At 65.3% G+C, this 11,845-nt stretch carries 16 protein-coding genes; 5 read left to right on the top strand and 11 right to left on the bottom strand.

The window, feature by feature from the left end; all coding sequences use genetic code 11:
• Nucleotides 1-85: 85 nt before the first annotated feature.
• A complete protein-coding gene (locus ACFPOU_RS09460; protein WP_193686465.1) occupies nucleotides 86-298 on the bottom strand; it encodes a hypothetical protein in 213 nt (70 codons plus the stop codon).
• A 150-nt stretch (nucleotides 299-448) separates the two neighbouring features.
• Between ACFPOU_RS09460 and ACFPOU_RS09455 the strand changes: the two genes are divergently transcribed.
• Entirely contained in the window at nucleotides 449-1,183 is a 735-nt protein-coding gene (locus tag ACFPOU_RS09455) for a phosphatase PAP2 family protein (protein ID WP_379719826.1), read from the top strand.
• A 16-nt stretch (nucleotides 1,184-1,199) separates the two neighbouring features.
• Nucleotides 1,200-2,036 carry a metallophosphoesterase family protein gene (locus tag ACFPOU_RS09450; protein ID WP_379719824.1) on the top strand — a complete coding sequence of 279 codons (837 nt, stop codon included), beginning with the start codon at nucleotides 1,200-1,202 and terminating at the stop codon, nucleotides 2,034-2,036.
• A gap of 43 nt (nucleotides 2,037-2,079) precedes the next feature.
• On the opposite strand, the gene cls is transcribed toward ACFPOU_RS09450, so the two are convergent.
• The 7 genes from cls to ACFPOU_RS09415 all read right to left on the bottom strand — a co-directional run bounded on the left by cls (nucleotide 2,080) and on the right by ACFPOU_RS09415 (nucleotide 8,740).
• Complete coding sequence (cls, locus tag ACFPOU_RS09445) at nucleotides 2,080-3,468, bottom strand: cardiolipin synthase (protein ID WP_379719822.1); 1,389 nt, start codon at nucleotides 3,466-3,468, stop codon at nucleotides 2,080-2,082.
• Nucleotides 3,465-5,600, bottom strand: a complete 2,136-nt coding sequence (locus tag ACFPOU_RS09440) for a site-specific recombinase (protein WP_379719820.1) — start codon at nucleotides 5,598-5,600, stop codon at nucleotides 3,465-3,467. The genes cls and ACFPOU_RS09440 overlap by 4 nt, the downstream gene beginning before the upstream one ends.
• 138 nt (nucleotides 5,601-5,738) lie before the next feature.
• Complete coding sequence (locus tag ACFPOU_RS09435; RefSeq protein WP_379719818.1) at nucleotides 5,739-6,245, bottom strand: hypothetical protein; 507 nt, start codon at nucleotides 6,243-6,245, stop codon at nucleotides 5,739-5,741.
• A gap of 168 nt (nucleotides 6,246-6,413) precedes the next feature.
• The gene (locus tag ACFPOU_RS09430; protein WP_379719816.1) at nucleotides 6,414-7,082 is read right to left on the bottom strand and encodes a YiaD family glycine zipper/OmpA-like lipoprotein; all 669 of its coding nucleotides are present in this window, start codon (nucleotides 7,080-7,082) and stop codon (nucleotides 6,414-6,416) included.
• Nucleotides 7,083-7,253: 171 nt separating this feature from the next.
• Nucleotides 7,254-7,400 (bottom strand): lmo0937 family membrane protein, encoded by a 147-nt coding sequence (locus ACFPOU_RS09425; protein ID WP_136223041.1) that lies wholly within the window; start codon nucleotides 7,398-7,400, stop codon nucleotides 7,254-7,256.
• A gap of 91 nt (nucleotides 7,401-7,491) precedes the next feature.
• Nucleotides 7,492-7,803: a hypothetical protein gene (locus ACFPOU_RS09420; protein ID WP_379719814.1), complete on the bottom strand. Its 312-nt coding sequence runs from the start codon at nucleotides 7,801-7,803 to the stop codon at nucleotides 7,492-7,494.
• 157 nt (nucleotides 7,804-7,960) lie between these two features.
• Nucleotides 7,961-8,740 (bottom strand): outer membrane lipoprotein, encoded by a 780-nt coding sequence (locus ACFPOU_RS09415; RefSeq protein ID WP_379719812.1) that lies wholly within the window; start codon nucleotides 8,738-8,740, stop codon nucleotides 7,961-7,963.
• Between the two features lie 228 nt (nucleotides 8,741-8,968).
• Here ACFPOU_RS09415 and ACFPOU_RS09410 point away from each other — a divergent pair, with 228 nt between their 5' ends.
• Nucleotides 8,969-9,700 carry a Crp/Fnr family transcriptional regulator gene (locus ACFPOU_RS09410; protein WP_379719810.1) on the top strand — a complete coding sequence of 244 codons (732 nt, stop codon included), beginning with the start codon at nucleotides 8,969-8,971 and terminating at the stop codon, nucleotides 9,698-9,700.
• Between the two features lie 67 nt (nucleotides 9,701-9,767).
• Nucleotides 9,768-10,064: a hypothetical protein gene (locus ACFPOU_RS09405; protein ID WP_379719808.1), complete on the top strand. Its 297-nt coding sequence runs from the start codon at nucleotides 9,768-9,770 to the stop codon at nucleotides 10,062-10,064.
• A gap of 90 nt (nucleotides 10,065-10,154) precedes the next feature.
• Here the strand turns inward: ACFPOU_RS09405 and ACFPOU_RS09400 are convergent, their stop codons facing one another.
• Complete coding sequence (locus ACFPOU_RS09400) at nucleotides 10,155-10,703, bottom strand: hypothetical protein (RefSeq protein WP_379719806.1); 549 nt, start codon at nucleotides 10,701-10,703, stop codon at nucleotides 10,155-10,157.
• A 91-nt stretch (nucleotides 10,704-10,794) separates the two neighbouring features.
• Here ACFPOU_RS09400 and ACFPOU_RS09395 point away from each other — a divergent pair, with 91 nt between their 5' ends.
• Nucleotides 10,795-11,151 (top strand): winged helix-turn-helix domain-containing protein, encoded by a 357-nt coding sequence (locus ACFPOU_RS09395; RefSeq protein WP_379719804.1) that lies wholly within the window; start codon nucleotides 10,795-10,797, stop codon nucleotides 11,149-11,151.
• Between the two features lie 124 nt (nucleotides 11,152-11,275).
• On the opposite strand, the gene ACFPOU_RS09390 is transcribed toward ACFPOU_RS09395, so the two are convergent.
• Nucleotides 11,276-11,497 carry a prenyltransferase gene (locus ACFPOU_RS09390; RefSeq protein ID WP_379719802.1) on the bottom strand — a complete coding sequence of 74 codons (222 nt, stop codon included), beginning with the start codon at nucleotides 11,495-11,497 and terminating at the stop codon, nucleotides 11,276-11,278.
• A 20-nt stretch (nucleotides 11,498-11,517) separates the two neighbouring features.
• Nucleotides 11,518-11,832, bottom strand: coding sequence for a BON domain-containing protein (locus ACFPOU_RS09385; RefSeq protein WP_379719800.1), 315 nt, complete (start codon nucleotides 11,830-11,832; stop codon nucleotides 11,518-11,520).
• Between the last annotated feature and the right edge of the window lie 13 nt (nucleotides 11,833-11,845).

The following is an 11,845-nucleotide window of genomic DNA, read 5'->3' as shown; positions in this document are numbered from 1 at the left end:
GCTCTCCCGGCACCGGCGCGCCCAGCACCTTGCCCGGCAGGAAGGAAAAAGTCGATGACGACTCGTTTCCTACTGACATAGCTTCTTAATGCGCCTTCGATAGAATCAGCAGCCAGCGGCCGAACAGCAGCACTTCGACATGGCCCGGCTCGACACCGGTATCGCATTCCATGATCGGATTGATCGGGTAGAAGCGCTTGCGGAAGTCACGGGTGATCAGGATTTCGCGGCGTCCGATGCGCATAAGAAAAGGTGCAGGAGCGTATTCCAGGCCGAAAGAATTGTTCAGAGTGGTCATCGACGTTTCCCTTGTTTGAATTATGTTGGTCAGTGAAAACAGGATAGCACAACTACTGTACAAATCCACAGGTACTGTACATAACACCAGTAAAAAATTCCAAATGTGGTTTTTTTGCCATCGACACCGTATCGTTCCCGGTTTTGCCCCATGACCAAGTCCCTCATCCAGCGCCTGCATCGATTTGCCGCCGCGCGCTTCTCGCCACAGGAAGAATTCGGCCTGCACCTGACCCTGGGGGTGCTGGCCATGCTGCTGGCGATGGCCGGCTTCGCGCGCATCGCCGGGGCGGTGGTCGACGGCGCACCGATCACGGCGGTGGACCTGCGGCTGGCGAACTGGCTGCACGCGCACGCGCACCACAGTCCGCTGCTGCGCAATTTCCTGCTGGGTGTCACACACCTGCACAGTACTCCCGGCATGCTGGCGCTCACCGCCCTGGCCGGCTGGTGGCTGGTGCGCCGGGATGCGCGCCACTGGATGCTGACCCTGGTGGCCGCGGTGCCGGGCGGGATGCTGCTGAACGTGGCGATGAAGCATACGTTCGAGCGGGCGAGGCCGCATTTCGGCGAGCCCATCCTTACGCTCACCACCTACAGCTTCCCCAGCGGCCACACGGTGGCGGCGACCCTGCTGTACGGCGTGCTGGCCTGTTACCTGAGCCGCCAGGCACGAGGCTGGCAGGCGCGCGCCACGATTGTCGCCGCGGCCTGCATCATGGTGCTGCTGGTGGCCGGCTCGCGCCTGTACCTGGGCGCCCATTACCTGTCCGACGTGCTGGCGGCGATGGCGGAAGGCTGCGCCTGGCTGGCGATCTGCGTGACCGGCGTATCCACGCTGCGCCGGCGCCAGGCGGCACGCGCATCCGGCAACCGCTCATACTGATTAACAAGGAAATTCGATGCGCACAATCATTCACCTGTCGGACCTGCATTTCGGCCGGGTCGACGAGGCCCTGCTCCAGCCACTGCACGACCTGATCCATGCGATCAATCCCAGCGTCGTCGTCGTCTCCGGCGACCTCACCCAGCGCGCCCGCACCGAGCAGTTCGAGCAAGCGCGCGCCTTCCTCGACACTCTGCCGGGACCGCAGATCGTGGTGCCGGGCAATCACGATATTTCGCTGTACAACGTGTTCCGGCGCTTCGTCAAACCCCTGGACCGCTTCAAGCGCTACATCACCGACGATCTCGACCCGATCTTCGTCGACGACGAGATTGCCGTGGTGGGCGTGAACACGGCGCGCTCGCTGACGATCAAGGACGGGCGCCTGAACAAGGAGCAGGTGGCCGGCATCCGGGCCCAGCTCGCCGGGCTCGACGCGCGCATCACGCGCATCGTCGTCACCCACCATCCCTTCGACCTGCCGACCAGCTTCGAGGAAAAAGACCTGGTCGACCGGGCCGCGATGGCGATGGAAACGTTCGCCGAATGCGGCGTCGACGTGCTGCTGGCCGGGCACATGCACGTGAGCCACGCGGCCAGCACGGCGTCGCGCTACCAGATCGACGCCTACGCGGCGCTCGTGGTGCAGGCCGGCACGGCAACTTCGACCCGGGGCCGCGGCGAAGTCAATTCCTTCAATCTGCTGCGGGTCGAACACGAACGGGTCGAAATCGACCGTTACGGCTGGGACGCGCTGACGAATACCTTCCGTGTCATGCTCACGGAAAAATTCCTGCGCAGCGGTAACGTCTGGTCGCCAGCCTGCGAAAGCATGCTGGCCGCAGGGATCTGAGTAATATTGACCGGCAGTGCGCCGGCCTTGCCTGGCCGTGCGATCAGATCCAGTATTCGGTCAGGCGCGCCGCCCATTCCTTGACCCGGTCGGCCCAGGGCCGCTTGCGCCATTGCTCCAGCGTGACTTCTTTCGAGTCGCGCAAGTCTTCGTTGAAGGCGCTCTCCATCTCGCGTCCGAAGGCCGGGTCGATGACGACGATGTTCAACTCGTAATTGTGGATGAAGCTGCGGCGGTCGATGTTGGCCGAGCCGATCGTCGACCAGGCGCCGTCGATCACTGCCGTCTTGGCGTGCAATACCGCCACCTGCAGCTGGTAGATCTTCACGCCGCCGGCCAGCAACTGCTCGTAGAAGGCCTGGCCGGCATACATCACCAGGCCGTGGTCCGACACGCCCGGCAGCACCAGCTTCACGTCCACCCCGCGCCTGGCCGCGGCGATCATGGCGTCGACCACTTGCTGGTCGGGCACGAAATAGGCCGAGGTGATGTGGACCGATTTCTTGGCCTCGTTGATCGCTACCATCAGCGACTTGTAGATTTCCGAATTGCTGCCCGGATCGGTGGCCAGCACGCGCACGAACTTGTCGCCGGCCGCGGACAGACGCGGGAAGTAATCGCGCGCCGGCAATTCGCCGGCCTCCTGGCTGACCCAGTTGTCCACGAACGCCCATTGCAGCGTGGCCACGGCCGGTCCTTCGATTTTCACGTGGGTATCGCGCCAGCCGACCTTGTTCTTGTCGACATTGCCGGGCTTGCGGCGCGAGCGGAACAGGGAGCTGTTGGCATAGTCACTGCTGATGTTGATGCCGCCGGTAAAGGCGACGCGGCCGTCGACCACCATCAGTTTGCGGTGATCGCGGTTGTTGATCGACCAGTTGCCCTTGGCCTTGGCGGGATTGATGGGATTGAAGGCCAGCATGTTGATGCCGGCCGCACGCATGCGGTCGAAAAATTCCTGGGGCGTGCCCAGGGTGCCGACGCTGTCGTACATGACGTTCACGGTCACGCCCTGGCGCCGCTTTTCCATCAGCAGGTCGGAGAACTGCAGGCCGATCGGGTCCTGGTCGAAGATATAGGTTTCCAGGTTGATCGAGGTGGTCGCATTGCGCACGGCCGCCATCATCTCGCGCATCGTCGCGGGTCCGTCGAACAACAGCTGCACCTGGTTGCCGGCGATCAGGGGCAGGCCGGTGGCCTGTTCCTCCAGCACGGCCAGCTGCTTCAGGTCGGCCGTTGCATTCGCCCAGCGCCGCTGCAGCAAGGCCGAGGTCTGTCCCTTGGACAGGGTGGCGCCGCGCGCGTTCTCGACCGTCGGATTGGTCTTGCTGGTGGTCTCGGGCAGCTTGTCGGCGTCGGGCAGGGTGCGGCAGGACGCCATCGCGCCGACCAGGGCAAGGCCCGCGATCCACCATTTGATGCTTTTCTTCATTTGTTTCCCCTTGAGGAAAATGGGACATCGATTGCGTCGGCATCCCTGGGCCCGATGAAAAAGTCGAGCGGCGCGTGCAGGAAGCGCCGCCCCAGTGCGCGCAGCAGCATGACGCTGCGGGTAAAGCGGATATTTCGAGCGCGCAATGCCACCCACAGCGCCAGGTTGAAGCTCACCAGCAGATTGACGGCGCCGATCAGGGCGACGCCGGCGGCCGCATTGGCCGCCATCTGCCAGCTCATCCGGTAGTCGAGGGCGACCAGGGCGGTGGCGAAGTTCGCGGTCGAGAAGGTCACGTGGCGGATATCGAGCGGCAAGCCAAGCAGGTAGCCGACGGTGCCGGTGGTGCCGAGCAGGATGCCGAAAAAGAAGTTACCCATCAGGCCACCCAGGTTGTTCTCGACGTAACGCGACAGGCGGTCACGGCGCGCCACGCCGAGCAAGGTGCCGAGCCAGCGCAGCTGGCGCACCCGCTGGCCCATGCGCGTGTAGAGCGCCTTGTTGTCGTAGTAGCCCGAGATCAGGCCGGCCACGAACAGCCAGACGCCGGCAATGGCCGCGTAGAACAGGGCGGGCGAGTGGATCGGGTCGATGTCGTGCAGCAGGTGCAGGGCCTTGTCGGGCGTGACGAGATGATGCCCCATCAGCTGCTGGTAGGCGATCGCGATCACCAGCGCGGTGGGGAAGGCGACGATCACGTTGCCCAGCACGGCCACGATCTGGGTGCGGAACACCTTGTTGACAAGGGCCGCCATGCTGTCGAAATCGATGCTGCGCCCATCCGGGCTGTGCAGGCCGGCGGCGATGCGCTGGGCCGTCATGGCCGGCTGCTTGGTCGCGATCGTCCAGCGCAGCATGTGCACGAGCATGAAGCCGAGCGAATAGTTCATGCTGAACAGGAAGGCCTCGACCAGGGGCGCGGCGCGCAGGTAGGACAGCAAGATCTTGAACATCGCCATGAAGCCGACGATGAAGCCGGCGCCGGCCGCGGCCTTGAACATGCCGCGCAGCTGGGCGCGGCTCTCGGCGATGTAATGCTCGCCGGTGCGGCTGGCGTTTTCCGTGACGTTGCGAGCGAGCAGCTGGATCGTGTCGCGAACCAGCCCGCGCACCTGGTATTTCGTGTTGTGGGCCTCGATCAGTTCCTGGGCCAGTTCGAGCGCGGCCGCGCGGCGTGCGCTCGGCGCAGGCGGCGCACCGGCATGCGGCGGCACGGTGGCCAGGGCGCGGCTATCCGAGACGCGCCGTCCGGTTTGGTCCTCGGGCGCGGCCGGCAGCGCCGCCGGCTGCTCTTCGGCGCCCTCGCTGCTGTCGACCAGGAACAGGAGTTTGCGCAGCCGCCCGATGCTTTGCGTGATGGCCACCAGTACATAGGTCAGCGCGACGCTGGTACCGAAGGACAGCGAATTGCGGCGGATCTTGGCCACCACGTTCTCGCACTGGTCGAGCATCACCAGCAAGTGGCGCGGGTCGTCCGGACGGGCGATGCTGCCTTCCAGGAAACGGCCGTATTCGTCGAGGTAGTGGTTGACCTCGATGTTCTGCATCAGGAAGGGCGAATCGAAATCCTCGATCTCGCTGTAGCTGTGCACCAGGCGCGGCTCCAGGCCCAGCGCGCAGACGCGGCAGGAGAGGGTGCGGATGGCATCGAGCATGCCCATGGTCGTGACCAGGCGCGCGCGGTCGGGGGCGGCGTCGACCGGCGGCGGGGCCCCGGCGACGACGTCGAACAGGGCCAGCCAGTCGGCGTCGGGCACCGAGCGGATCCACTGATGGTCCTCTTCGGCGAACAGCACCTGGTCGAGCGCGTCGGACAGGTACAGGTCGTCGAGCGCGGGCGGCAGCAGGCGCCAGGCGACGCGGCGCTTGAGTTCGGTGAAGAAGCCGTCGTTGGAGAGAATGCCGATGTCGCTGTAGAGGCTGGTGTGGCGGCGTTTCTCGAGCAGGGTGACGAGGTAGCTGCGCAACGCCCAGGCCTGCGCCGGATTTCCCCTCAAAAGTTGCGTCAGCGTGCGTACCGCCGCGTGCGCATGGCCGCGCTGATGCCGGCGCGGCCGCAGGCAGTCGACCAGCTCGATGAGCAGGTCGATGCGGTCGCTGTGCGGGTCGACGCGTTCAAGAATGTCAAGCATACAATGTCCATTTACCCATAGCCGACAGTGTACGCGCTGGGGCCGCCCGGACTTGGTACGGCAGCGTACACAGCGGGCAGTTGAGGCTGCTGGGAAAGGACGTGCACGGCGCCGTGCCTGGCGGCGCGGCCGCTGGGCTTAGGTGAACGCGACCAGCAAGCCGGTGAGCATGCGTCCGGTCGCCCAGCACGCGACGCCGAACACCACCGCCAGCGCCAGCGCCGCGTTCCATTCGCGCCGCGCGTAGCGCCGGCCGAAGCGGCGCCGCACCAGCCGCCATTGCGGTGCCACGGCCGCCAGCAGCCAGAAGCCGAGCCAGGCCAGCCCGATCATCTGCGGCAGCGGCGTGGTGCCGTTGACGCGCCGGGTGATGGCGCCTGCCAAGAGTTCCAGCAGCAGCACGCACAGGCTCGCCAGCAGCCAGCGGCGCGCGCCGCGGGCTGCCTGGGCCTGGCCCAGCACGCGCCAGTTGTGCATCAGCAGCCAGGAACCGAACACCGGCGTAAACAGCAGGCTCCAGGCGGCGACCGCGGAGGGACGCCAGAGGGCAGGTGCATCCCCGATATCGGAAGAAGCGCAGGTCTCGGAGGAAACGCAGGTCTCGGATGAAACGCAGGTCTCGGATGAAACGCAGGAGTCGGGCATGATGGGGATAGGAAATGTTGCCTAAAAGAAGCAACACTATCCCCCCGATGCCGCACCCCGGTCTTGCGCCAAATCGAACGGCGAGCGCCAGGCTGAGGCCCATGCACCAACAAACATGCCCATGCACGAGGAAAACCTCATGCATGGGCAGTCGGGACGGGCAGGGAATTAGCCGCGGCCTGGCTCGGCGACGTAGATCTCGACGCGGCGGTTGCGTGCGCGGCCGCTATTGTCGTTGTTCGACGCGATCGGCTCGCGCTCGCCGCGGCCTTCGATGGTGATGCGGGCCGGGTTCACGCCGCGGCCGGCGAGGTAGTCGCGGGTGCGCGCGGCGCGGTCGACCGACAGCGGCTGGTTGATGCCCGGGTTGCCGGTGGCATCGGTGTGGCCGATGATGACGACATTGGTTGCCGGGTTTTCGTTGAGCGTGGTGGCGAAGCGTTCCAGCACCGGCTGGAAGTTCGGCTTGATGTCCGAGCGGCCGGTATCGAACGACACATCGCTCGGGATCTGCAGTTTCAGGCGGTTGTCCGAGGTCTGGCTGACTTCCACGCCGGTGCCACGGGTGGCTTGCTCCATGGCCTGCTTCTGCTGTTCCATGCGCTTGGACCAGATATTGCCGATCACGGCGCCAGCGGCGCCGCCGAGGACCGCACCCTTGGCTGCGCGGTTGCTGCCGCCGCCGCTGGTGGTGCCGCCGATCAGCGCGCCGAGGGCGGCGCCGGCGCCGGCGCCGGTGGCGGTGCCGCGCTGGGTGGCGCTCATGTCGGCGCAACCGGAAACGCCCAGGGCGAGGATGGTGGCGGCGATGGCGGATTTGGTCAGATTGGTATGCATAGTGATCTCCTGGAAAAAAAAGAAATCCGTTTCGTAGGCGCGCCCAAGGGGGCACGACCGCGAAACGGATTGGTCAACCTGCTTCGGGTGGTGCATGGTCGCTACCTGGACATGCGAAGCCTAGCGCCGCGCACGGCCCGATACAACCAATATGGTAATGCATGCGGCTCGCTAGATGCCTCGACCGCTGATCAGGCGCACCAGGATCATGATCACGGCGACCACGAGCAGGATGTGGATGAAGCCGCCGATGGTATAGGAGGTGACCAGGCCGAGCAGCCACAAGACGATGAGAACGATGGCGATTGTATAGAGCATGATGAGTCTCCTCACAGGGGTTTGCGCCGTTGTTGGCGCCGTGAATCCAGTATCGGAGTTTCAGCTCAGCATCACCGTTCGTTGGCGTACATTATGCGCGAGATTTTTGTTCATTTCGCAACCCCGGACCTTGTATGCCCGGCATCGAGCCCATCAGGCCGAGCAAGCCTGCCAGTCCGATCAGGCAGGTCAGCAGTCCGCCGCAGACCAGGAAGAAGGCGTCGTGCGCCGCCACATGGCCCGCTTGCGGCAGGGGTGCCGGCGCCCAGGCCAGGCCGAATGCGGTAACGGCCAGACCCCAGGCGAGGATGCCGAGCCATGCAAGATTGTTCATGGTGCTCTCCTTGTAGCGAAGATTGAACTGAGCGGCTTGCGCCGCCTGCCTGCGCTCCGTGGCGCTCAAGCATTCTCGGGCCAACACCTAGACATTTCCGTGCGGTATCTCACATTGCATTAAAGAAAATAAGGGAGCGTTGCCCCGGGTCGCTGCGTTTACGTTAACGGGCAAGTCCGGCGGCCCTTGCGGACGGCCGGACTTCGACGCTGGACAGTACGCTGGATCAGGCGGCGCGCAGGCGGCCCTTGACGATGCGCACGCGGTCGCCGCTGCGCCATCGTGGCTCGCTCTCCTGGCGGAAAGTGCGCAGGGTGCCGTCATCGAGGCGGACCCGGATTTCGTAGCTGGTCGTGGCCTTCATGTTGCCCTCGACCTGGTTGCCGACCACGGCGCCGCCGACCGCACCGGCCACCGTCGCCAGCTGGCGTCCCGTGCCGCCGCCGACCTGGTTGCCCAGCAGGCCGCCGACGATGGCGCCACCGGCCGCGCCGAGGCCGCTGCCCTCGGCGCGCTGCTTGATCGCACGCACCGATTCGATATTGCCGCAGTTGCCGCACCATTTCGGTTCGGCCGCCGCCACCTGCGCCGGCTTCGGCTTGGGCGCCGTGCGTGGCGCCGGAGCGCGCTCGGGCTCATCGGCGTAACCCTGGTCGCGGGCCGGCACATAGCCCTGGCTCGGCGCCGGGCCGTAGGCCTGCCCCGGCGGCTGCGAGGGATAGGCTGCTGCAGGCGCCTGCGCATGGGCGCCGCCCTGGGGCGCCAGCTGCGCCATGCTTGCGGCAGGGGCCAGCGGCACCGGCTGTCCGCCAGGCGGCAGGCGCGCGGCCAGCGCGGCGCGGTCGGCCTCGCTCAGCTGGCGGTTCGCATTGCCGCCGATCGAAGAAGGGATCCAGCCCATGATGGCCGCGGTGCCGATCAGGCAGAACAGCACGACGGCGAGCGCAGCGGCCAGCAGGAGCGGATGTTGCCTGGTGCGAGCTGGTGGAGTGGGGATGTTATTCATGGCTTGTTCTCCAAAAATTGCGGTCGGCATGTGCTTTCCGCCTCGGCAGGCTCGATGCCCGCCGATAGCGAAGATTGTCCCTAGGAACAACAAGGTATTCCGTGCGTCACCGAACATACACTCCCTATCGGAGCATTTAACCTGATCGAAATTGTTTGCAAATGTATCCGCCATCGGTCCGGCGCTTGCCGTGCTGGCCGGAGTTTCCCCATTCACCGCGAGGGTTCGATGAACTTTGCTGCTTCTCCCGACGTCGCCGAGCACAACGCCAACTTGCTGCTGGCCGCGCTCCCGCCGCAGGAGCTCGCCCAGTTGCTGCCCATGCTCGACCAGGTACGCGTCGAGGCCGGCGAAGTGCTGGGCGAGGCGGGCAATCCGATCCGCCATATCTATTTTCCGCATGACAGCCTGATCTCGCTCCTGGGTGTCGCGGGCGGTCGCATGACGCTCGAGGTCGGCCTGGTCGGCCGCGAAGGCATGCTCGGCGCCACTGTCGCGCTCGGCCACGAGACGGCCCAGGTACGCGCCGTGGTCCAGCGTCCAGGCAGCGCCAGCCGCATGGACAGCGCCGCTTTTCGGGCCGAGTTCAAGCGCAGCGGCGCCTTGCAGCGCGTGCTCTACCGCTACACCGACACCTTGCTCGCCCAGGCGATCCAGATCGCCGTCTGCAGCCGTTTCCACGTGCTCGAGGCGCGCCTTGCGCGCTCGCTCCTGATCACGCGCGATCGCCTGCAGTCCGACAAATTCCACCTGACGCACGAATTCCTCGCCCATGCCCTCGGCGTGCGCCGTGTCGGCGTCACCAAGGCCGCCAGCGCATTGCAGCAGCAGGGGCTCATCATCTACAGCCGCGGCAATATCGAGATTCTCGATGCCGAAGGGTTGGCGGCGGCGGCCTGCACCTGCTATGAAATCGTCAAGGACGCGGGCGCCGGGGCGCTGTCGAGCGCCTTCATGTAGCGCCGTTCCACATTCCATAACGTCTGCAATCGTCAATACCATGCGCGTACGGCTTGAAAATAATGTTATGATTTCTGGAGCGGTCGTTCCCTTCAATGCCGCCGCCCGCTCGTCGGGCCAACCGGGGCTGCCGGATGCCTTCTACACGTCGTTTGCCATGTGGCCACTTACCGATACGGCATTGCACTTGATCGAGGACGCGAACCTGATTTCGGCGCGCCGCTACGGGATCGAACTCGACCTGGAAAGCATGTGGCGTGCCTGGATCGCGGCGGCGGCCGACCCGGCGCACGACGCCGTTGCCTTGCGTGCGCGCATGGACGCCCTCGACTGCCGCTTGCTCGATGTGCTGGCGCATGCCTAGCCCGACCAGCGCGATCCGGTCGTGATCGCCTTGCGCCACGAGGCCGACGAGATGCGCGACCGCCTCCAGCGGCAGGCCTGCGGCATCCTGTCAGGCGCGCACCGGCGCCATGCGTCCCACCACGAACCTGGCCACGTAGAGCACGGTAATGGTGCCGCAAAAATCGCCGATGGCCATAGCCAGGAAGCTGTGGGCAAGGTCTTCCTTGCCTTCGTAGAACGCGAACCAGAGATGATGGAGCAATGGGCTGGCCAGCGAGAAGGCGAGGGCGCAGGCAATTAGCCGGGCCGCCGTCAGGTTGGCCAGCGTGGACTGCAGTCCGCCATAGCGGCGCATGCCGAGATAGACCAGGTAGGGGCTGGCGCTGGCAAGCACGCCGCCCGCGAACGAGCGCACCGGATCGTCCGGGAACAAGTAGAAAAAGCACACTGCCCACGACACCAGCAGCAGGCCCAGCGCCCCGGCCTCGGCGAAGAGGAGGGTGGACAGCAGGCGCACGCCTGCCGGCAGGTAGATCCAGTTGATGCCGGGCGCGAATTCCAGCCGCGTGAACAGCAGTTCGTTGATTGCCAGCGCGATGAGGAACATCAGGATGGTCGCGCCCACCATCAGTGTATTTAATTTGAGCTGGCTGATCATCGTGGTCGATACAGTACAATATTCCCGATCCAGCCGGTAGCGAAATGCAAGCGCCAGTCGCCGCGGCTACCGGCTTTTCAACGACACCATCATGAAAAAAACCCGCCCCGCCGACATCTATCTGCGCTTCCTGCAATTGTCGCAAGCATTGCGCGGCTTGCCGACCCTGCCCGAACTCGATCCGCTGGAAGAACGCATCCTCGCCCTGATCGCCCGCGCCGGCCAGACCGACGAGCGCCTGTCGGTGCGCGATGTGATGGCCAACGGCGATCTCGGTGCGCCGGCCACCGTGCACAATCGCCTGAAGTCGATGCGCCAGAAGGGCTGGATCATGCTGGCCGATACCGAGGATACGCGGCGCAAGCGGATCGAACTGACCCAGGCCGCGCTCATGCATTTCGACCGGCTCTCGCAGTGCATGCTGAGCGCCACCGAAAGCCGCCGCTAAGCGGCTCGCGGCGGCCTATGCCGGCGCCGCCCGAAAACCGTTCGCGCAAACGTCACGCCCCGCTTGCGCGCTGCGCAAGCGGGGCGTTTCGTGTGTGTTTGCCTTGCTGCTACGGGGGTGAAGCTTAGTTGGTCTTGCCGGCCTGGTTACCGACCACGCCGCCGACGGCAGCACCGCCGACCACGCCCGCGGCGCTGCCGCCGGTCAGGGCGCCGCCGATCACTGCGCCGGCGCCGGCGCCGACTGCGGTGGCCTTGTCCTGGCGCGACATGTTCGAGCAGCCGGTCAGGCCCAATGCCAGGGTTGCCAGGGTGACGCTCACTGCCAGGTGTTTGATGTTTTTCATAATGATCTCCTTGGGTGGGTTTACTTCAGGCGCAGGTCATTCCTGACCGATTTCACGCCCTTTACTGTCCGCGCAACCGACGCTGCGGTTGCCACGTTTTCCGCCGAGCTGACATAACCGCTCAGCTGGACAATGCCTTCGCGGGTAGCGACACCGATGTCCGCCGCATTGAGTTCCGTACTGCGCCTGATCGCCTCGTTCACGCCGGCCGTGATGGTGGAATCGTCCACCTTCGCGGCCGGTGCCAGCAAGCTGGCGCTGCTCCCGCAGCCGGTCAGGCTGCCCCCGAACATCAGGGCCGCCAGCAAGGCCAGGGCCGGTTTCCAATGCATCATGCGTCATCCTAAG

It is taken from the genome of Massilia jejuensis (genome assembly GCF_042656795.1).
Lineage (GTDB): Bacteria > Pseudomonadota > Gammaproteobacteria > Burkholderiales > Burkholderiaceae_D > Telluria > Telluria jejuensis.
This window is presented reverse-complemented; position numbering and strand designations above follow the sequence as displayed.

What these genes read in the sequence shown, in the direction of transcription:
- ACFPOU_RS09415 (WP_379719812.1), bottom strand. Translation starts at nt 8,740, where the DNA reads ATGAATAACATCCCCACTCCACCAGCTCGCACCAGGCAACATCCGCTC.
- ACFPOU_RS09390 (WP_379719802.1), bottom strand. Translation starts at nt 11,497, where the DNA reads ATGAAAAACATCAAACACCTGGCAGTGAGCGTCACCCTGGCAACCCTG.
- ACFPOU_RS09385 (WP_379719800.1), bottom strand. Translation starts at nt 11,832, where the DNA reads ATGATGCATTGGAAACCGGCCCTGGCCTTGCTGGCGGCCCTGATGTTC.
- ACFPOU_RS09425 (WP_136223041.1), bottom strand. Translation starts at nt 7,400, where the DNA reads ATGCTCTATACAATCGCCATCGTTCTCATCGTCTTGTGGCTGCTCGGC.
- ACFPOU_RS09460 (WP_193686465.1), bottom strand. Translation starts at nt 298, where the DNA reads ATGACCACTCTGAACAATTCTTTCGGCCTGGAATACGCTCCTGCACCT.
- ACFPOU_RS09430 (WP_379719816.1), bottom strand. Translation starts at nt 7,082, where the DNA reads ATGCATACCAATCTGACCAAATCCGCCATCGCCGCCACCATCCTCGCC.
- ACFPOU_RS09405 (WP_379719808.1), top strand. Translation starts at nt 9,768, where the DNA reads ATGATTTCTGGAGCGGTCGTTCCCTTCAATGCCGCCGCCCGCTCGTCG.
- ACFPOU_RS09440 (WP_379719820.1), bottom strand. Translation starts at nt 5,600, where the DNA reads ATGCTTGACATTCTTGAACGCGTCGACCCGCACAGCGACCGCATCGAC.
- ACFPOU_RS09455 (WP_379719826.1), top strand. Translation starts at nt 449, where the DNA reads ATGACCAAGTCCCTCATCCAGCGCCTGCATCGATTTGCCGCCGCGCGC.
- ACFPOU_RS09410 (WP_379719810.1), top strand. Translation starts at nt 8,969, where the DNA reads ATGAACTTTGCTGCTTCTCCCGACGTCGCCGAGCACAACGCCAACTTG.
- ACFPOU_RS09400 (WP_379719806.1), bottom strand. Translation starts at nt 10,703, where the DNA reads ATGATCAGCCAGCTCAAATTAAATACACTGATGGTGGGCGCGACCATC.
- ACFPOU_RS09435 (WP_379719818.1), bottom strand. Translation starts at nt 6,245, where the DNA reads ATGCCCGACTCCTGCGTTTCATCCGAGACCTGCGTTTCATCCGAGACC.
- ACFPOU_RS09450 (WP_379719824.1), top strand. Translation starts at nt 1,200, where the DNA reads ATGCGCACAATCATTCACCTGTCGGACCTGCATTTCGGCCGGGTCGAC.
- ACFPOU_RS09395 (WP_379719804.1), top strand. Translation starts at nt 10,795, where the DNA reads ATGAAAAAAACCCGCCCCGCCGACATCTATCTGCGCTTCCTGCAATTG.
- cls (WP_379719822.1), bottom strand. Translation starts at nt 3,468, where the DNA reads ATGAAGAAAAGCATCAAATGGTGGATCGCGGGCCTTGCCCTGGTCGGC.